The organism is Butyrivibrio sp. WCD3002 (assembly GCF_000424265.1).
Classification (GTDB): Bacteria; Bacillota; Clostridia; order Lachnospirales; family Lachnospiraceae; genus Butyrivibrio.
The window spans coordinates 158,338-178,720 of record NZ_AUJO01000005.1; the positions used below are offsets into that span (position 1 = coordinate 158,338).

Below are 20,383 nucleotides of genomic sequence, written 5' to 3' on the forward strand. Positions count from 1 at the left end.
CACCTCCTCTTATAATTTCGAATACCATTCGGTAGCTATATCCTTGAGTTCCTGTATAAATCCTGCTGTATCTGTGGATCCTGATGCAAAATTGAAAAATGCATAGGAAAATCCATTCTGTCCGAGGCCTTCAGGCATATTCATCCAGTGCCAGTTTGAGGTTTTTCCTGCCGAAATATAGTTGGAAATAACTTTAGCAAAGGGATCTGAAGCGACAAATTTACAATCCTTAAAGGGACTGACGAAACCGGCTTTTTCAACTAGTATCTGCTGTGCGCTATCTTCCGAGCACCACTGAAGGAAGTCTTTTGAAGCGTCGACGTCGCCTTCCTTTATAATTGCCCACCAGGACGGAGCACTTGTGAGAATGGTGTCCATTCCATCCTGAAATGCGTAGGGTAGCATTCCGACTTCAAAATTACCGGCTGCAGCGTATGCATCTGAATCATCCCCGGTCATTGTTGCGCCAATCCAGGAGCCTTGAGTTACAAAGGCATATTTTCCTGAAGCAAATCCAAGAACCTGATCATTATATGCAGATTCTGTAAGAACCTCAGGATCGGAATATTGATTGAAAAGTGCGATCATTTCAGCGTAGGCACTGATACGTTCATCATCAAACTGCCCTCCGTTATTAAGAAGATCGATGTAGGTTGTATCGGCTCTGCCAAGGCCTGAATCTATATATGCTCCGAAAATGTGGTTTCCTGCAGACCAGCCAACTTCGGTAGCTTCTGCGCAATAACCGATTACTGCGGTAAGCCCAAGCTCGCTTTTTTTAGCATCAAGTGTCTCAAAGGCCGTTTTCATGCTTTCAGGCCCTGTGATAGTAGAGGGATCAATGCCGGCTTTATTTAGTATGTCAGCGTTATAGGCAAGACCTATGGCCTCAGTGGTGTAGGGAAAGCCAATAACTCCGTAGGTGGAGTCAGAATAAGCTGCATCAGTTCTGCTGACCCAGTTCTGGTCACTAAGATCCACTAAAAGGCCGTCCCAGTTTTCAAAGCCTGAGGCTTCGCAGGCAATGATATCAGGCATTTGATCTGACAGATAATAGCCCTTTAGTGTTGCCTGAGCGTCTACACCGGATTTAACGCTGATAATATTTACGGTAATACCAGTTTCTGCCTTATATTGAGCGGCAAGCTCTTCAAGCTGTGATGAAACCTCGCTCTTGATATTCAGTAGAGTTATTTCCTTTCCTGAATTGTCTGTTTCTTCAACGACTTCATTCTCAGTGCTTTTACCACAGCCAATGATAGTGAAACATAAAATAGTAGCGGTGATTAGTGCAATTATTTTCCTTTTTTTCATTTGCTAACCTCCGACAAAAATCATTGATAAATATATAAATATTATAAGATAGTTCAACAAAATCGAATAATAAAAAGATTATTAATAAATACAATTGCGTTCATATAATGATGTTGTGATATACATATATAATGATGTATATACATCACAACAACAATGTAAGACATTACAAAAATTTATGAACACTTGCTTCAAACCCGCTAAAATACTATAATTAGTCATGCTTTGCATACAATCAATATAAAAATATATTTAGAAAGTTGAGGTTTTTAGTATGAAGTTATCAGAAATGCCATACAAACGTGTGGATATGGAAGAGGTGAAAAGTTTTTTCGATAAACTTATCGCTGATAGTAAAAATGCAAAAAGCGGAGAAGAGCAGTTTGAGCTCCATAGAAAATATTACGAATTTACAGGTGACGTTTACACAAATATTATCATCGGTGTTTTCAGACATGATATTGACACTACAGAAGAGTTTTATGCAAAAGAAAACGACTACATAGATGAGATTTCTCCTGTAATTTCGCAGTATGTAAACGAATATAAAAAGGTGCTGTACGCATCACCCTACAGAGAATATCTTGAGTCAAAGATTGGCAAGGTAGCATTTAAAAACATGGAATTATCAATGAAATCCATTGATGAGAAGATTCTTCCTTTGATGCAGGAGGAGAATGCCCTTATTTCCAGATACGACAAGATCATTGCTTCTGCTAAGATTCCTTTTGACGGAGAAGAGTATAATATCTCACTGCTTCGCAAATTCCTTACAAACAGCGACAGAGACACTAGAAAACGCGCATGGAAGGCTTTAAGCGAGTACTTTTTATCAGTAACAGACGAGATAGACGATATTTATGATCAGCTCGTTAAGAACAGAACAAAGCAGGCAAAGGAGCTTGGTTACGACAATTTCATTGAGCTTGGATATAATCGTATGACCAGAAACTCCTACAGAAGACCTGAGGTTGAGAATTTCAGAAAGCAGGTTAAGGAGTCCTTCGTACCGCTTGTAAAGAAGATTCAGGAAAAGAGAAAGAGCCAGATCGGCGTAGATGAGCTTAAATACTACGATAACGACGTATTTTTCAAAAACGGTAATCCTGAGCCAACCGGAACACCCGAGGAGATCATGGAAGCCGGACTTAAGATGTATAAAGAGCTTTCACCGGAAACAGCAGAATTTTTTGATTTCATGACTAAGAATGAGCTTTTTGACGTTCTTGGCAGAAAGACAAAAAAGCAGGGCGGCTATATGAACTATCTGCCTAAATATAAGGCACCTATTATTTTCGCTAATTTCAATGGTACAAGCGGTGATGTAGACGTTATTACTCACGAATGCGGGCATGCTTTTCAGGGGTATGTGACCAGAAATGATGAGATTATCGAGCATAACGATCTTACAATGGAAACTGCAGAGATCCATTCAATGTCAATGGAGTACTTTACATATGGTTGGATGGATAAGTTCTTCGGAGACAGAGCGGATGATTATCTCAAGATGCATCTTCAGGATTCAATAACATTTATTCCTTACGGATGTATGGTAGATGAGTTCCAGCATATCGTTTATGAAAAGCCGGAGATGACTCCCGCTGAGAGAAAAGCTGTGTGGAAGGAACTGGAGAAGACCTATAGACCCTGGCTTGATTTCGACGGTGATGAATTCTTCGACGAAGGCGGTTTCTGGCAGAAGCAGGGCCATATTTTCTGGAATCCTTTTTATTACATCGATTATGTACTTGCAAGCGTCGTAGCAATGCAGTTTAAGGTATGGATGGATAAGGATTATAAGGATGCCTGGAATCATTACCTTGAGCTTTGCAAGCTGTCAGTAAGCGATTTCTATGAGTCAGAGCTTGAGACTGTAGGCTTAAAGAGCCCCTTCAAGGATGGCACCATAGCTGAGCTTGCTGATATGATGGAGTCAAAGCTTGACTAATCAACACGTTTTTTGCGGTTTTGACGTCTGACCTTGTTAATATGGCGCTCAAAATTGCCACTGTCCAAAAGAGTTGCGATTGCCAGCTGTTCCAGCGTCGGAACAGGGCATTCGTAGAAGCCTGTCCTTTCCCCAAATAAACTTAGTAGTTTTTGGGGAAGGACCATATAGGCGCATCGGATATAGCTTCCGATGGTTCTGGTAAAAGTATTTATATAGATCACATGGCCTTCTTCGTCCAGTGAAAATATCGTTTCCTCGGGCTTTCTGCTGGGGGTAAATTCCGATTCAAAGTCATCTTCGATAATGGTCCCGCCTGTTTTCTTACTCCATTTGAGATATTCTCTCTTTTTGGATGCAGAAGCAGTAACACCACTGGGGAAGCTTCTATATGGCGTAATATGGAGAATTTTCATGTCGCCGGACCATAATTCATCACTTTCGATTCCGTCAGATCCGAGCTTAAGCATTTTGATATTTGCGCCACCTGCGGTGTAAACCTTAGCGATTTTCTGATATGAAGGACTTTCAACGCCGTATATTATGTCTCTGCCAAAGGTCTGTACAATAAGGCTGTAGAGATATTCCGCACCGGCGCCTATTATGATCTGATCCGGTGAAACAGACACGCGTCGGCTTCTTTCGAGATAACTGGCTATAGCGGTACGAAGCTGTAAAAGTCCGGATTTCGGTGATTTTTCCATGATATAGGGGCCGTATTCACTCAAAACGTGGCGGACAGTCTTTGCATAGATAGAGTAGGAAAAGCTTTGAGGATTGCTATCAGAATGCTCTATGGACGGAATAAAGTATGATCCCGGCACTTTAGCTGAGCCCGAAACTGTGCCCGTATAGATGTCCTTGTCGTCGAAGGCGACGAAATAGCCACTTTTTTCTTTGGGAATAATGTAGCCCTCTTCTGTAAGCAGCTCATAAGCATGTTCCACGGTTATAACACTTACGCCATGATTTTCGGCCATTACGCGCTTTGAAGGCAGTTTTGAGCCATTTGCAAAGCGTCCCTCAATGATATCATCTTTAACCTGTTCATAAATAGCTAGATAGCGTTTTTCGTTTTTCATAATCTGGTTATATAAAATATTCTGAATCTGATATTTTTAATGTTACCAGTTTGATGATATATTAGGTTCAATTTATTAGTCAAGTGAGAAGAATACTCTAAGGAGGAGATTATGAAGAACGAAAAGGTTATAAAAATCACATATGCAGGACTCATGGCAGCGCTTTGCTACGTGGGATACGCTATTTTTCCTGCGATTAACGCATCAGGTACAAAAGTTCATGTAGGTAATGCTTTTGTTGTACTCGGCGCATTACTACTGGGCGGCTTATACGGCGGACTTGCCGGGGCTGTAGGACTGTCAGTTGCTGATATACTCGGTGGTTTTGCAGCCTCCGCGCCCAGAACGTTCATCTGCAAGCTGGTTATCGGACTTGTAGTAGGCCTTGTAGCACATAAGATTGCACATATTTCTGAAGATAAAAAGAAATCCTATGTATTTAAGTGGTCAATAATCGCTGCGATCGCCGGACTTGGCTTCAACTGCGTATTTGAGCCTGCACTTAAGTATGTTTGGTACACACTTCTTACACCAAATGCAGAGAAGGCCGCATCAGCAATCAGCGCACTTGTTGCCATTACAACCTACGCAACCATCATAAATGCGGTAATTAACTCTGTAATAGCAGTTGTTCTTTACAACGCACTTCGTCCTGCTCTTCATAAGGCAGACATATTTCCCGTTGCAACATCAAAACAGGTAAAAAAGGCAGGTTGAAAGCGGACAGACAGCGTTAATAAAATAATCTTTTGAGAACCTCCCGAAGGCATTTTCACATTTTAAACCTATATACCCTGCACTCATAGGGTCTGTATAATTCGCCCACATGGCCAGCATAATTACACAATACAAGCTCACCCTTTTTGCCTTCATATTCTGTGGGAATCCGCACGGTTAAGGGCAATCTGGTAAATGAGCATATAATTAAATATCGGATGTTTTCATATGCACGCTCATATACATATATGAATTTATCCTTGGGGTAGTACTCCTTATAGCGGCCATATAGCAGTGCTTTTGAGTGCTTCCTAAGGTCCAGGCATTTCCTGTAAAAATTCAAAATGCTCAGATTATCATTTTCTTCTGCGGCAACATTAACCAGCTTATAGTTGGGATTTACGTAAAACCAGGGTCTTACCTTCGAAAAGCCCGCATATTTGTGGGCATTCCACTGCATGGGCGTTCTTGCGGAATCTCTGCTGGATAAGTGAATGCGATGGAGGCGTTTAGAAGTTTTCTCCTTCAGGTGATAGGTATGATAATTAGTCTTGGAGGACACGTCTACATACTGATTGATAGATCTCAGTCGTATATTTGTCATACCGATTTCCTGGCCCTGATAGATGAAGGGCGTTCCGCGCTGGAATAAAAAGCTGGCAGCCAGCATGGTTCCGCTTTCTCTCCAGTATTTCTCGCTTCCATATCTGCTGATGATACGCGGATGGTCGTGATTTTCAAGATAAAGAGAGTTCCAGGCTTTTCCTGCAAGGGCATACTGCCATTTTGAGAAGGCCTTTTTTAGCTTTACCAGAGAAAAAGGGCGGTGTACGTATTCGGTATATACACAGTCAGCCATCATATGGTCGAAGGATATCATCATATCCAGCGATTTTGTGGGGCCGGAAAGGTATTTAAGGGCAGAATTTACGGTGGTCATGGGACCCTCACCTATCTGGAAGCAGTCGTATTCGTTGCAAACCTTGCGGAATTGCGCCATATACTCGTGAATATGGGGGCCATCCTTGTAGTGGGGCATACCGTTAACCGCAGGAATAAAGGGCAGACCATTGGGAAGACCTTCCTTTTTCGAGATAAAATTAATGACATCTTCCCTGAAACCATCAACGCCCATGTCCAGCCAGAAGCGCATGATGGACTCTACTTCTTCACGAACCTTAGGATTATCCATGTTAAGGTCAGGCTGCTTTTTCGCAAAAATATGAAGATAGTACTGACCGCGTTGTTCATCATATTCCCAGGCTTTTCCCTCAAAAAGGCTGTCCCAGTTATTTGGCTCATCCCGCCAGATATAATAGTCACTGTAAGGATTATTCCGGCCCTTTCTGCTCTCCTTAAACCATGGGTGCTCGTCAGAGGTGTGGTTAACAACCAGGTCCATGATTATTTTTAGCCCAAGGGAGTGAGCTTTTGCCAACACCTTTTTAAACTGATCAAGGGTACCAAAATCCGGGTGAATATCCTTGTAATCGGAAATATCGTAGCCGTAGTCGGCATTCGGTGACGGGTAAATCGGTGAAAACCAGATTCCGTCGACTCCAAGCGATTTCACGTATTCAAGCTTATCATATACTCCATACAGATCGCCGATTCCATCGCCGTTTCCATCAGCGAAGCTTCGAACCCAGATCTGATAGAAGCTCATTCGTTTATACCAGTCTTTTTTATATTCTTCAGTTTCTCCCATTTAAGCTACCTCCGAATTTAGTCCTGCTAAGGTAATAAATGTGCCTAAGCGGGTAAATATTATTCTTCGCTATCTTTTTTAGCGAAAAAATCCTCGATATTGTCCTTCATTTCCTCAATGTTTTCTTTTATGCCATCCCTCAGACCATCCATGTTATCCTTGAGATCTTCTCTGAAATCCTCAATATTTCCTTTAAGCTCATCCTTAAATTCTTCGAAGTTCTCCTTCATGCCACCGTAGATGTTTCTAGGCATATCAAAAACATGCTCTGTTCCGTTTACAATAATAGATGCAGACTCAAGGAAGTAGTCGGAACCGTGCTTTTTACGGCGCGCGATTGTGCCGTTTGCAACAAGCTCACGGATTTCGCCGTAGCGCTCATAAGCAGCTTTTACGCTGTCATCCCAGGAAATATAGATTTCATCCATGGCGTGGGCGCCTGTATCGCGAAGATAGGGCAGATCCTTCGCTGTTCTTGTCAGCAGTTCTGCCATTGATTTTGCGGTTTCGTCTATGAGGAAGCCGTTTCTTCCGTCAGTTATACCTTCGGCAGCGCAGGAGTCCTTTATAAGTACGCTTGCAAGACCGCAGGCAGCTGCCTCACGGACAACGATGCCATTTGTATCGTAAACGGAAGGGAAAAGGAAAAGATCGGCTCTTGTATTGAATGCTCTCAGCTTTTCTCTGTCGTGAACGGGGCCTGTAAAGATGATTTTTCCGGTGCTATCAGTATCTCCGTCTTCGTGAGACAGATTGCCTTCCCCATCGTAAATATCAAGGGCAATGCCATGCATTCTGGCCTTTTGCTGCATTTCTTCCACATCAGCGCCGCCGCCGACAAAAAGCATACGATAATCAACACCCTTTGCTGAGAGGTCAGAAAGAGCATCGATAATTATGGGAAGTCCCTTATATTTCATCATTCTTCCAACAAAGAGATAAACCGGAACATCATCGGGAAGTTCATAGGTCTTGCTGATCTCATCAACAGCAGCCTGATCAACTCTGCCTTTAGGGAAATCCACACCGTTTGAAACGACCCTGTAATCCCCTTCATAGCCAAGAGAGCGAAGATTTTGACCGGCACCCTCAGAAACGACCCAAACCTCGTCACAGGCCGAAATATTGCTTACCATAGCCTTGATGGTCTCTGTTTTCAGAAAACCTTCGCCTACAGCCCTTGCAATATCCACATCGAATTTGGTGTGGTAGGTAAAAACAATAGGCGCTCCGGTCTCATTTTGCAGAATTCTGGCCATTATGGTGGAAGAAGCAGGGCAGTGTGTGTGAATTATGTCAGGTGCGAACTCAGCCATCTGGTTGATCTCACGCATTGCCAGCGGATTACCGGCCCTATAGCCTGCCACAATATCAGTGGTATCGAGGCTTTTATAAGGAATTACCTTGTAGGGATAGCCTTCATAATTGGCATTCGGGTATTTAGGAGTTCCGACTATTACATTTGCTCCGTGATTTTCTGTGAGAAGCTTGCCGTAGTTCATTACTACGTTAGCTACGCCGTCGATAACCGGCGGAAAAGAATCGTTTAAAAGACAGATGTCCATGATATATCTCCCCAAACTCATAGTATTTGCGCCGCATAGACGCATAAAATGGAAATTGCGTTCAATTTTCCATAGCTATTATAAATCATTATCAGAATTAAGTTCAAATATGTGATAGTTTTGGTAAAATATAATGTACAAGGGTGTATTCGTTGTCCCTTTACCTGCCGTTAATTTCAAGGAGGGTCTTTAAATGACATATTTTACCTGCCTTTTTCTTGATGCTGAAAAGGATATCATAGTCAGCCTTTACAAGGAGTTAGATAAGGTATTCTACGTGCTCTCGACGCCCAATCACCACACCGGAAATCTCATACGGAATCTTGCCAGAATATGCGAGCTTCCCCTTTCTGAAAATGAGGAAGGCATGCTCGAGATACGTGGAGAAGTGCCCTGTTATGTGGATTCATACAATAACGAGAGTTATATATTCCGCCTTGGGGACGTGGAGATAGCAAGTATAGACAAGGACGGAAATGTTTTCATGAAGGCGGCGATTCCTGCCATAGCCAAGACCCTGATGAGCCAGACAAAAGATTATCAGCTGGGACTGGGGAAAACCATTTTCAAGACCAGAGTCCGCAAGGAATATAAGTTCCGCTCGGATTTGCATACACACATGAACGGAAACCTTCCGGGAGATATTCTTATAGCTCTAGGAATCTACCATCAGATAAGATATCCTCTGTATTATGTGAAAAAACTGGACCTTAAGCTCACGGAAAGTCAGTGGGAGAAGCTTGAAAAGCAAAGGGCCAAGGTTGCAAGACAGTTTGTTTCATCAGACCTTAAGGGCAAATACTTAGATCGAAGAATAAACGACAATACCTTTATAAATTTCGCGGATCTGATCCTGAATAATCTGGATAACGCCGAAATGAATATTGTTAAAATCAGAGGCTCCCTTGCGGTCATAAAGGACGGACAGGCTGTTTTCACCAATCTTGAGAAGGTTTACCTCTACAGATATGTTTTCACAAAGGGAACGGAGAGCGAAGAAAAGATACCCCTTAATACCGCATATTTGATTCCCGACGAGGATGTGAAAAAAGCACTTATGCAGATGCTCCGCGACAGAGAAAATCCGGATTACTGCAACAACACCATTTTTCAGGATAAGCTGTTGTGGATAGCAAGAAATTATAAGCGTCAGGGCGTTTGCTACGCCGAAATAAGCGACACAACTCTTGTAAAAAAATACGAATCCCTTGAGATGTTAAAGCAGGTACATGCAGTAATGCCAAGTATTTATGGAGAAACAGGTGTTATGATAAGATTCCTTGCAGCCATGCGAAGGATTCCCCTTACCATTGTAAAGGATGCGGTTACACCTGCCAATTATCTGGAGCAGAATCTTGAGGTTTTACGAGCTACGGCCCGAGATCCCTACGTCGCAGGCTGCGACTTTGTAGGTGAGGAGATAAATGACATAATCACTCTGAAGCCGGTTTTCAAGGAAATTGTGAAGATAGCTGCGGCGGATCCTACCTTCGTAATAAGGGTTCACGCAGGAGAAAATGATAGTTTGAAGGACAATATTTCCCATAGCATAGCCTGTGTGAGAGACTGCCTTTTACCCGGGCAGGAAATGCCCAAAATGCGCCTCGGACATGGCTTATATACCTATAGTCCAAGGTCTAAAAAGGGCCGCGAGGTGCTTAAGGAGCTCAAAGAGAACAATATTGTGCTGGAATTCCAGCTAACCAGTAATGTGCGCCTAAATAATCTAAATTCTCTTGATAAGCATCCTCTGAAAGCATATTTAAAACAGGGAATAAGCTGTGTTCAGGGAACCGACGGGGCGGCGCTATACGGAACAGATTCAGTAGATGAGCAGCTTTCTCTTGCAAAGATGCTTGAGCTTTCAGAAAATGACTTAAAGCTGATGAAGGAGGCAGAAACCAGGATTATTGAGGAGGGGCAGAAGGCATACTCCGATAAAAAGGCGGCATTTCTCAATCTTATTGGCAAGCGGGATATGGAAACAGTGCTTCTTGAGAAGATGAGAGAGGTGAAAATTGAAAAAGGTCTCTCCGGCGGCGTAAAAAGGCTTGATGCCAACACAGAGCTTAAGAGTCAGATACAGGAGATTACCTGGGACAGAGTGCCCGTGGTCCTTCTTGGTGGAAGCTTTAACACTGAAAAAAGAGCTACCAGAGTGACTCCTGAGGGCGAAAAACAGCTTGATATGCTGATGAAATACCTTAATCCCGATGAGGTTTGCTTTGTAATAGGTCATAAGCTCTCCGGCTATGAGAAATATCTTGTGGACCACAACAAAAAAGGCTTTAGAATCTATGCGGTTGTGCCTGCCCTTATCACAAGACAGGAGGCTGCACGGCTCAAGGAATCCGGAGTTTTCATAAGGGTTTCCACGGAAGCGGAAGGAATGGGAATCTATAAGAGCTTTAACTATGAAATATTTGAAAGACGCCCCTCTATGGTTGTTGCTTTTGACGGAAACAGCGCAGCTGCCAACCTTATACAGGAAGCCAAGAACGGAAAAGGCCAGTCTGCGATTCTAATTTTCAGCAAATCCAAGACGCTGCAACAAAAGGCGACATCCCTTCACGGATATGTGTATTTCTTCGACAAAGATGCGTCGATTGTAGATAAAATAAAACAACTGAAAAAGCAAACTTCACAGGAAACATAAGGATTTGTGTGCCATTGGGGACGGTTCTCTTCGTGCCATTGGGGACGGTTCTTTTTGGCACGGATTACCGTGCCAAAGAGAACCGTCCCCAGTGGCACGCGCGCCTAAAAAACGCTCCGCGAGTTTACTCGCGGAGCGTATTCTTTGCTTTTATTCAGTTGTAATGTCTGCGCCAAAGTACTTGATTGAGATTTCGGAAAGCTTTCCTTCTTCTCTCAGAGCTTTGATTGCGTCGTTGATTGCAGCGCGGAGAGAATCGTTGTCTGAGCCCTTTGCGAGGGGAACAGCGTACATTGTAACCTCGGGATCAACAGCAGCTACCTTAAGGTCTGTAGTACCTGTTGTGTTGAAATAATCCTGTGCAGAGGTGTTAGCGTTGATAGTAGCATCAACAGTGCCGTTCTGTACAAGAGTCATGGTCTCGCCAAGGGTGTCAACGTTTTTAACTGTAGCGCCATACTGAATGCCCATTGCCTCGTAGGTTGAACCTGCGGAATTAGCAGTTGTAAGACCGCTTAAATCCTCGAAAGAGCTGATGCTGTCGTTAGATGCAAGAGTAACAACCACAGCGTGGTCGTAAGCGTAGGGATCTGTGAAATCATAGGTGTTTTTACGATCGTCGGTGACATCAACACCGTTAGCCATCATATCAAAGGTGCCTGTAGAAACGCCTGTAAGGCCGCCATCAAAAGCGACCTCCTTGAATTCTGCTTCAACGCCGAGCTTCTCAGCGATCGCTGCAGCTACTTCTACGTCAAAGCCCACGAGCTCATCCGTATTCTCATCATGATAGGTGAAAGGTGCCCATACACCTTCGGTAGCGATTGTTATTTTACCTGCAGACTTGATTCTTGCAAGGTGATCGTTGCTCTTTGAGCCGCAGCCTGCAATGGTTCCTGCGACAAGAACGCCTGTTAAAAGTAGAGACAGTAATTTTTTCATAGTATTCCTCCATTCTGTAAAGAGTATTTTTATTAGGAATTCGTAAGTCTAAGGAATTCCTTTGTTCGGGGCTGTGTCGGATTATTGAAAAAGGTCTTTGCATCTCCTTCTTCGACGATTACTCCATCAGCCATGAAAACCACTTTTGTTGAAACATCTCTGGCAAAACCAAGCTCGTGAGTTACTACGATCATGGTCATTCCATCATCTGCCAGCTTTTTCATAACCTCTAGAACCTCAGCGGTAAGCTGGGGATCAAGGGCGGAGGTGGGCTCATCAAAATATAATATTGCGGGATCTGTGGCAAGAGCTCTTGCTATTGCTACTCTTTGCTGCTGTCCGCCTGAAAGCTGGCTTGGATACATGTTTATCTGCTCCAGCATACCGACCTTTTGCAGCACATCTCTTGCTTTAGCCTCTGCCTCTGCCATGGGAATGTGTCTTGCTGAAGTCAGTCCCAATGTGACATTGTGCAGAACGGTTTTATTGGCAAAGAGATTGTAATTTTGGAAAACAAAGCCGGTTCTTTTGCGTACATCTGAAATTTCAGCACGGCTTATTTTTGAAAAAGGATAGGTTTTACCATCAAAGATAAGCTCGCCCTCGTCTGCGCTCTCCAAAAAGTTGATACAGCGAAGAAGAGTAGTCTTTCCGGAACCGGAGGGCCCAAGGACAGACACAACGTCTCCTTTTTCCACATCAATATTTATGCCCTTCAGGACTTCGTTTGTTCCGAAGGCTTTGTGTATATTGTTAACCTTAAGTAAAGACATATTTTTCCTCGATTATTTTCTTACGCCGTAGCTTCCAAGTCGCACCTCGCCTCGTTTTTGCAGATAGGTGAGGACGGTGCAAAACATCAGATAGACGATAGCCACCTCGATATAAAGAGGCAGATAATTGTAAGACTGTCCGGCGATCTGTTTGGTTCTGGTGAACATCTCTACAACTGTGATACTGGATGCCAGGGATGTGTCCTTAACCATGCTGATAAGTGCGTTAAACAGCGAAGGGAAAGCTGTTCTGAAGGCCTGTGGCAGGATGATATGCCACATGATCTGCATGTAGCTCATACCTACGCAGTATCCCGCTTCAAGCTGTCCTGCGGGAACCGCTTCCATAGCGGCGCGCATGGTCTCAGCACTGTAGGCACCTTCATTTATGGTGAATACAATAACAGCCATTATGAATGGATTTGAATGTATTCCAAGGAGCGGAAGTCCGTAAAAAGCCACCATTAGCTGAACCAAAAGAGGCGTTCCTCGTATTATCCAAATGTAAAATCTGCAGATCTGGCGCAGGATGGGTACATTTGCGTACTGAACCATTGCGACAAATACTGACAATATAGTTGATAAAATGAATGCTGCGGTTGCCAGCGGCAAGGTGACCTTTAGTCCGTATACAAGTATTTTGGGAAAAGAGTCTATAAGCAGCGTAAGTGTATTCTGATCAAACATAATATTTCCAATTCCAGCAAAAAATTTTTCGCAATTACTTCATAAAAAATATATTAATCCCAAACAGTGCAAGTAAGTCAATACTTTTTTGTAAGGCATGTGTTAATGCGCCTTTCTGATGATCTCATCCTTGTATTTTTTTGGAGATACTCCGTATTCCTTCACAAAAGCGCGGTAGAAGGTGGAATAATCCGAAAAACCATAGGATGAAGCCACTGAAGAAATATCCTGACCACTTAAAATAGCATCCTTGCACATTTCAAGCCGCTTCTTGGTTATGTATTTATGGAGCGGCAGGCCGTTAGTCTCGGTAAAAACGTGCGAGATGTGGAATTTGCTTATGTAAAGCTTTTCAGCGATTATATCCAGCGACAGGTTTTCATCGATATGAGTCTCTATGTAATGAATGATGCTCTGATAGAGAGAGTCGGATTCCGCCTCGGTGTTCCCCGGATTTTGCGATTCATATACCATTCTGTTTATGGATATCATGAAATCGCTGACGGTTATGAGGATTTTTGCACTTTTTGCAAATCTCTCCGAGTGAATTTCATCAATCAGTGAAAAGAGCTTGCCCTGAAGGGTATTAAATTCAATTTCCGTGAATTTGTGGGTTAAAAAGGTGTTCTTCAGTGCCAGATCGGGGAGATATCTGTAGTCCTCGGAAATGCCGATAAGGGAACTCAAGAAGCTCTCACTGATCCAGAACACAAAGCGCCTGTAGGGATGGTTGCTGTCAAGGAGTGTTGCGTGATGGGGAATCCCAGGAGGGATAATTACCATTGTGCCCGGACGCAGCGAAAAAGACGCATCCCCTATATGCATGGTTATATTGCCTTCAAGGAAAAAGTAGAACTCATAATAGTCGTGAGAATGATGTTCCACGTCGGGAATGACGCTATCACTGTAGTAATAGACCTCGAAATCCCTTGAAAGCATATATTGTCTTGTACTGAACTTGGTTTTTAGATCTTTTTTCATAGAAAAAATGTAGCACAAAGCCGCAAGATTTACAATGTATCTGCCGGAGGCTTAATTCTCGTGCATATGCCCGGCCAATGCTGAGTTTTTTAATCTGTAATCTCTGGGACTGCAGCCGTAAACCCTTCGGAAAAGACGATGGAAAAAGCTGGTGTTGTCGTAGCCCACGGATACTGCGATGTCTGAGATCGGAGCACCGGAGCGGGTTAACAGATTGCAGGCACGCTCTAAACGCTTTTGCTGAAGCAGTGTCTTGAAGGTTTCCCCGGTCTCTTTTTTGATGATACGGCTTACCGTGTAAACATCATCGCCTTCAGATGCCGCAAAATCCTGCAACGAGGCGGTTTTGTAGGATGCATCTATGTAAGAAAGCACCTTCAGTGTTATTTCCTGCTCAAAGGAGTTTGAAGGCACATGGATAAGCTCCGCGTGATTTGTCAGATTCAGGAAAAGAAGTCCCACTGTGGCCTGATTTATTGTACGGCTGTTTTTATCTGCATTAAGCATATTCCAGATGAGGTTTTCCATGAGATTTTGCACGGGAACAACGTCTGACACGCTAAAATACAGGAAATTGCTCTGCATATCCTTCCTTGTCAGGCAGCTTACGATGAATTCTCGTAGTGCGCTTGGCTTAGCCCCCATCATTGGAAGAACCACATCAAAAAACTCAGGCAGGATCATGAAATTAACGGCAATATCATTTTCACCCGCAGGAAAAATCTCCTGAGTAGCATGCTGATTAAGGAAAAGAAGGTCGCCTTCCTTAAGGATTATTTCCTGACCATCCACTATGTGCCTGGTAGAACCGCTGCACATATAGATAAATTCTACATAGTTATGGGTATGCTTGGGGAAGTGAATGAAGCGAACATGAGGGCGCATATCAATAAGACGTCCGTTTTTAAGGACTCTTGCGGAATCAATTTCTTCTGCATTTTTGGACGCTTCGGCGCTGTAATACAGAGCGCGGTTTATGACCTTTTCACCATTTAATATGGACTGTTCCTCCTCGGTGATTGTGCCGAGTTTACTTAGCAAATCCTTGTTCATTCGGGCTTCCTTTCAGCTTTATTACATAAAAATAGCATGGATTTTTACCTACTGCAAGAAAGGACGTATTTTTATTCTTTTTCCGACCTTAAAAATCCAAACCGAATCATTTACTATTAGAATCAACAGAGAAAATGAGTTTAAGACACAGGCAAATGATGCATAGATCCGGTGTTTTAGCTAAATAGATATTTTAAGAGAAGGGAAGGTTACAAAATGACAGTAAAAGAAAGATATGAAGCAGCAAAAGAGCGCTATGCAAAGCTTGGCGTAGATGTAGATAAGGCAGTTGATGAGCTCTCAAAGATCAGTCTCTCCATGCACTGCTGGCAGGGCGATGATGTAGTTGGTTTTGATCAGAAGGGACCTCTTAGCGGAGGAATTCAGACAACAGGTAATTATCCTTACAAGGCTACTACACCTGAGCAGCTTATGCAGGACATAGATGAGGTGTTCAAGCTGATTCCCGGCAAGCATAAGCTCAATCTTCACGCTTGCTACGCAGTATTTGAGGGTGATGAGTGGGTAGACAGAGATAAATTGGAGCCTAAGCATTTCAAGGCATGGGTTGATTTTGCTAAAAAGCATGGCATAGGTCTGGATTTCAATCCCACAATGTTTTCACATCCCAAGGCTGATGATGCGACACTTTCATCAGAGGATGAGAGCATCAGAAAATTCTGGATCGATCACTGTATCGCATGCCTTAAGATCTCAGAGTATTTCGCTACAGAGACAGGCGTTCCCTGCATGATGAATATCTGGATCCCCGATGGATTTAAGGATGTTATTCCTGACAGAATTTCGCCCAGAAAGAGACTTAAGGACTCCCTTGATCAGATTCTTGCAACACCCTACGACAAGAGCAAGGTTTACGTAGCTGTAGAGTCCAAGGTATTTGGAATCGGTGTTGAATCCGTAACAGTAGGTTCACAGGAGTTTTACCTCAGCTATGCTGCTAAGAACAACATCATGTGCCTCATTGATTCAGGACACTTCCATCCTACAGAGAACGTTGCAGACAAGCTTTCATCCATGCTTCTGTTCAATGACAAGATGGCACTTCACGTTACAAGACCTGTTCGCTGGGATTCAGACCACGTTGTTATTTACAATGATGATGCAAAAGAGATCGCTCAGGAGATCGTTAAAAACGGTCCCGACCGCTTCTTCATCGGAATGGATTACTTTGATGCCAGCATAAACCGCGTATCCGCATGGACAAACGGTATGAGAAACTTCTTAAAGGCACTTCTGAACGCTGAGCTTCAGCCCAATGAAAAGCTTTTCAAGCTTCAGAATGACCGCAACTTCACAGAGCTCATGTCCCTTCAGGAGCGCATCAAGATGATGCCTGTTGGTGATGTATGGGATTACTACTGCGAGAAGCAGGGCGTTCCCACTGAGGATGAGTGGTTCGACGTATGCAAAAAGTACGAGGACGAGGTTCTCAGCAAGAGAGCGTAATTAAACGGATTATGAAAAAATATGGCAGAGGGCTTTTAAACAAGCTCTTTGCCTTAAATCATTTGAATTTGAGTTAGGAAAGGATTAAGAAAATGAGAGTATTGGATTCAGAATTTGCAAAGGGCTTTTGCCGCATGTGTGTAGACGGCTTTTATCAGGGCTGGCATGAGAGAAACGGCGGAAATTTGAGCTATAGAATAAAGGACGAAGAAATTGCTTCCGTAAAAGAGGAGCTTAAGGAGGACGGTGAGTGGAAGGAAATCGGCACCTCCGTTCCTGCGCTTGCAGGCGAGTACTTCATGGTAACAGGCTCCGGCAAATATTTCAGAAACGTTGAGATCGATCCTGCAGCAAACATCTGCATTATCAAGGTTGATGATAAGGGCGAGAATTATCAGATTCAGTGGGGCCTTGTAAACGGCGGAAGACCCACATCCGAGCTTCCTTCACATCTTATGAACCTTGAGGTTTGCAAAAAGAGAAATCCCGAGATAAGAGTGGTATATCACTGCCATCCCGCTAACACAATCGCCCTTACCTTTGTACTTCCCCTTGATGGCGATGTTTTCACAAGAGAGATTTGGGAGATGGCTACAGAGTGTCCCGTTGTCTTCCCCGATGGAATCGGCGTAGTACCGTGGATGGTACCCGGCGGCCGCGAAATCGCTGTTGCCACATCCGAAATCATGAAAAAACAGGACGTAGCAATCTGGGCACATCACGGCATGTTTGCCTGCGGAACAGACTTTGACATCACCTTCGGCCTCATGCACACAGTTGAGAAGGCCGCAGAGGTCCTTGTAAAAGTAATGTCCATGACTGACAGAAAACGTCAGACCATCGAGCCTGACATGTTCAGAGCATTGAACGGACCTTTCGGAATCAAGGTTAACGAAAATTGCCTTTATGAGAAAAAGAGCGACAAAATAGGAGAAAAATAATAATGAATTACTATCTGGCTGTTGATATAGGCGCATCTTCCGGCCGCCATATACTGGCAAGCTTTGAAAATGGCAAAATACAGTATGAAGAGATCCACAGATTCTATAACGGCATGGATGATGAGGATGGGCACAAGGTTTGGAATACCGACAGGCTCTTTGAAGAGATCCTTGCCGGCATGAAAAAATGCGCAGATCTTGGCAAAATCCCCGTATCCATGGGCATTGACACCTGGGGCGTGGACTACGTTCTTCTTGATAAGGACGGCAATAAAACAGCAAAAAGCTATGCCTACAGAGATGCCAGAACAGAGGGCATGGACACTGAAGTTTACAGGATTATACCTGAAAACGCATTATACGCCCGTACAGGCATACAGAAGGCGATTTTCAACACAATATACCAATTGATGGATGCAAGGCTCAGAGAGCCTGATACGCTTGAAAAAGCGGACACATTCCTTATGGTCCCCGATTACCTGCATTTCCTTCTTACAGGAGTTAAAAAGCAGGAGTACACCAACGCTACCACAAGTCAGTTGGTGAACCCTGTGACAAAGGAGTGGGATCTTGAGCTTATTGAAAAATTAGGGCTTCCCGCAAAGCTCTTTGGAAAGCTCTCCCTTCCCTGCACAGAAGTCGGCGATCTGACTCCCGAAGTACAGGCAAAAGTAGGATATAACTGTAAAGTAATCCTTCCGGCAACACACGACACAGGCTCTGCCGTTATGTCAGTTCCGGACACATCCGATGATGTCCTTTATATTTCATCCGGAACATGGTCACTTTTTGGATGCGAGCTTGAGGCTGCTGACTGCTCAGATAAGGCCAGAAGCGCCAACTTCACCAACGAGGGCGGCTACAACTACAGATACAGATTCCTCAAGAATATCATGGGACTTTGGATGATCCAGTCCGTTAAAAAGGAATTTGAGGCAGGCTATGACTATCCCGGCAAGAAGGCAGATGACGATTACTCCTTCGGTAATCTCTGTGCCAGAGCGGAAAAGGAGACAATAGATTCTCTTGTTGACGCAAATTCCGATGTTTTCCTTGCTCCTGACTCCATGATCGCAGCAGTTAAGGGCGCCTGCGAAAAGAGCGGACAGCAGATTCCCGAAACTCCGTGGGAGATAGCATGTGTTATCTATAGATCCCTTGCAGAGTGCTACATGCAGGCTGCGGAGGAAATAGAGGATATCACCGGAAAACACTTCGAAAAGATAAATATCGTAGGTGGCGGCTCCAACGCAGAGTACCTGAATAAGTTAACCGCAGCAAGAACCGGCAAAACCGTCTACGCAGGACCTTCGGAGGCCACAGCCATCGGCAATATCGGTGCACAGATGATCGCAGACGGCGTATTTAAGGACTTGTCGGAGTTTAGAGAAAATGTATTTAAGTCTTTTGGCGTGACGGAATACAAATAACTGGAAAAAGAGTTGACATATAATTGAACGACAATTATACTAGCAACTAATAATTTTCAGAAAGCGGTGACAATATGATATACAATTGCCTCGTCAACAATTCAACACCATCAAATAAGCCCGTGGATGATCCTCAGGGGCTTATTAGTGTTATATTGATGGGGTTAAGTGCAGATGCATGATTAAGACTTGCATATCATTGAGATAGCGAAGCCTCATCAAACTGAGTTTGATGAGGCTTTTTTATACGCTAAATTCGCTCGCGCGAGGATTTCTAAAAATCCTATTTTTATAAAAACCAAGGAGGAAAAAGCAATGGGACAGGACAGAGTAGGTATTATCAGTGATTTTTACAGCCAGTATGATGAGGATATAAGATTGGAGCGGTCTATTCACGGTCGACTGGAATATGCCACAACCATGAATTACATCCATCGTTATCTGGATAAGGCTTCAAAAGTAATAGAGATCGGTGCAGGAACAGGCAGATATTCGGTGACTCTTGCGAAGGAAGGCTATGATGTTACGGCAGTAGAGCTTACAGACAGCAACTTTGCGAAATTAAAGGAAAACGGTGAAGGAATAGACAAGCTCCACGCATATCAGGGCGATGGCACAGATCTTAGCAGGTTTGAAGACAACAGCTTCGATACAACCCTTGTTTTTGGTCCTCTGTATCATCTCTATGAGGAAAAAGAGGTTCACAAGGCCATAGATGAAGCCATTCGAGTGACTAAACCCGGCGGAATACTGTTTTTTGCCTTTATCTCTGTTTTTGCCATCATGTATTCTAACTATTTTGAGGGAAACTGGGGATTTGGTGAGGAGGAGAACTTCGCAGCCGATTATAAGATTCGTCACTTTAAGGAGCAGCTTTTCACAGGCTATGACATAACTGAATTTGAGGCCCTTTTCAAAGACAAGGGCGTAGAGTGGATCACAACAACCGGTGTTGACGGACTTATCGAGCCTATAGAGAGAAATCCTAAATTTGCGGTCACAGACGAAGATTTTGAGAAGCTTGCAAAGTGGTATCTTGCTTTTTCAGAAAAAAGAGAGCTCCTTGGCAACACAAACCATCTTCTTTATATTTGCAGGAAGAAGTGAACCGCGCTCGTA

16 protein-coding genes are annotated in these 20,383 nt (G+C 43.6%); 7 read left to right on the forward strand and 9 right to left on the reverse strand.

Annotation, left to right across the window (positions count from 1 at the left end):
- Window positions 1-9: 9 nt before the first annotated feature.
- Window positions 10-1,314 (reverse strand): ABC transporter substrate-binding protein, encoded by a 1,305-nt coding sequence (locus G608_RS0108240; protein WP_026495635.1) that lies wholly within the window; start codon window positions 1,312-1,314, stop codon window positions 10-12.
- Window positions 1,315-1,588: 274 nt separating this feature from the next.
- Here G608_RS0108240 and G608_RS0108245 point away from each other — a divergent pair, with 274 nt between their 5' ends.
- Window positions 1,589-3,262, forward strand: coding sequence for a M3 family oligoendopeptidase (locus tag G608_RS0108245; RefSeq protein WP_026495636.1), 1,674 nt, complete (start codon window positions 1,589-1,591; stop codon window positions 3,260-3,262).
- On the opposite strand, the gene pdxR is transcribed toward G608_RS0108245, so the two are convergent.
- The gene (gene pdxR, locus G608_RS0108250; RefSeq protein ID WP_026495637.1) at window positions 3,259-4,344 is read right to left on the reverse strand and encodes a MocR-like pyridoxine biosynthesis transcription factor PdxR; all 1,086 of its coding nucleotides are present in this window, start codon (window positions 4,342-4,344) and stop codon (window positions 3,259-3,261) included. The two genes, G608_RS0108245 and pdxR, sit on opposite strands and share 4 nt — an antisense overlap.
- A gap of 111 nt (window positions 4,345-4,455) precedes the next feature.
- Between pdxR and G608_RS20470 the strand changes: the two genes are divergently transcribed.
- Entirely contained in the window at window positions 4,456-5,061 is a 606-nt protein-coding gene (locus G608_RS20470) for an ECF transporter S component (protein ID WP_035795038.1), read from the forward strand.
- Between the two features lie 55 nt (window positions 5,062-5,116).
- On the opposite strand, the gene G608_RS0108260 is transcribed toward G608_RS20470, so the two are convergent.
- Together G608_RS0108260 and G608_RS20475 are read right to left on the reverse strand one after the other, a co-directional pair.
- Window positions 5,117-6,769, reverse strand: coding sequence for an alpha-glucosidase (locus G608_RS0108260; protein WP_026495638.1), 1,653 nt, complete (start codon window positions 6,767-6,769; stop codon window positions 5,117-5,119).
- A 59-nt stretch (window positions 6,770-6,828) separates the two neighbouring features.
- Window positions 6,829-8,334, reverse strand: a complete 1,506-nt coding sequence (locus G608_RS20475) for a glycosyltransferase (protein WP_051209030.1) — start codon at window positions 8,332-8,334, stop codon at window positions 6,829-6,831.
- 193 nt (window positions 8,335-8,527) lie between these two features.
- Here G608_RS20475 and G608_RS0108270 point away from each other — a divergent pair, with 193 nt between their 5' ends.
- Entirely contained in the window at window positions 8,528-10,990 is a 2,463-nt protein-coding gene (locus G608_RS0108270) for a hypothetical protein (RefSeq protein WP_026495639.1), read from the forward strand.
- 150 nt (window positions 10,991-11,140) lie between these two features.
- Here G608_RS0108270 and G608_RS0108275 read toward each other — a convergent pair whose 3' ends face one another.
- From G608_RS0108275 to G608_RS0108295, 5 genes are all read right to left on the reverse strand, one after another.
- A complete protein-coding gene (locus G608_RS0108275) occupies window positions 11,141-11,932 on the reverse strand; it encodes a transporter substrate-binding domain-containing protein (protein WP_026495640.1) in 792 nt (263 codons plus the stop codon).
- 32 nt (window positions 11,933-11,964) lie between these two features.
- Entirely contained in the window at window positions 11,965-12,705 is a 741-nt protein-coding gene (locus tag G608_RS0108280) for an amino acid ABC transporter ATP-binding protein (protein WP_026495641.1), read from the reverse strand.
- Between the two features lie 12 nt (window positions 12,706-12,717).
- Window positions 12,718-13,392: an amino acid ABC transporter permease gene (locus G608_RS0108285; RefSeq protein ID WP_035795039.1), complete on the reverse strand. Its 675-nt coding sequence runs from the start codon at window positions 13,390-13,392 to the stop codon at window positions 12,718-12,720.
- Window positions 13,393-13,494: 102 nt separating this feature from the next.
- Entirely contained in the window at window positions 13,495-14,373 is an 879-nt protein-coding gene (locus tag G608_RS0108290; protein WP_026495643.1) for a helix-turn-helix transcriptional regulator, read from the reverse strand.
- A gap of 51 nt (window positions 14,374-14,424) precedes the next feature.
- The gene (locus tag G608_RS0108295) at window positions 14,425-15,426 is read right to left on the reverse strand and encodes an AraC family transcriptional regulator (protein ID WP_026495644.1); all 1,002 of its coding nucleotides are present in this window, start codon (window positions 15,424-15,426) and stop codon (window positions 14,425-14,427) included.
- Window positions 15,427-15,642: 216 nt separating this feature from the next.
- Between G608_RS0108295 and G608_RS0108300 the strand changes: the two genes are divergently transcribed.
- From G608_RS0108300 to G608_RS0108315, 4 genes are all read left to right on the forward strand, one after another.
- On the forward strand, window positions 15,643-16,893 hold the full coding sequence (locus G608_RS0108300; protein ID WP_026495645.1) for an L-rhamnose isomerase: 1,251 nt from the start codon (window positions 15,643-15,645) through the stop codon (window positions 16,891-16,893).
- A 92-nt stretch (window positions 16,894-16,985) separates the two neighbouring features.
- The gene (rhaD, locus tag G608_RS0108305; protein WP_026495646.1) at window positions 16,986-17,834 is read left to right on the forward strand and encodes a rhamnulose-1-phosphate aldolase; all 849 of its coding nucleotides are present in this window, start codon (window positions 16,986-16,988) and stop codon (window positions 17,832-17,834) included.
- Window positions 17,835-17,836: 2 nt separating this feature from the next.
- A complete protein-coding gene (gene rhaB, locus G608_RS0108310) occupies window positions 17,837-19,264 on the forward strand; it encodes a rhamnulokinase (RefSeq protein ID WP_026495647.1) in 1,428 nt (475 codons plus the stop codon).
- A 315-nt stretch (window positions 19,265-19,579) separates the two neighbouring features.
- Window positions 19,580-20,371, forward strand: a complete 792-nt coding sequence (locus tag G608_RS0108315; RefSeq protein WP_026495648.1) for a class I SAM-dependent methyltransferase — start codon at window positions 19,580-19,582, stop codon at window positions 20,369-20,371.
- Window positions 20,372-20,383: the final 12 nt, after the last annotated feature.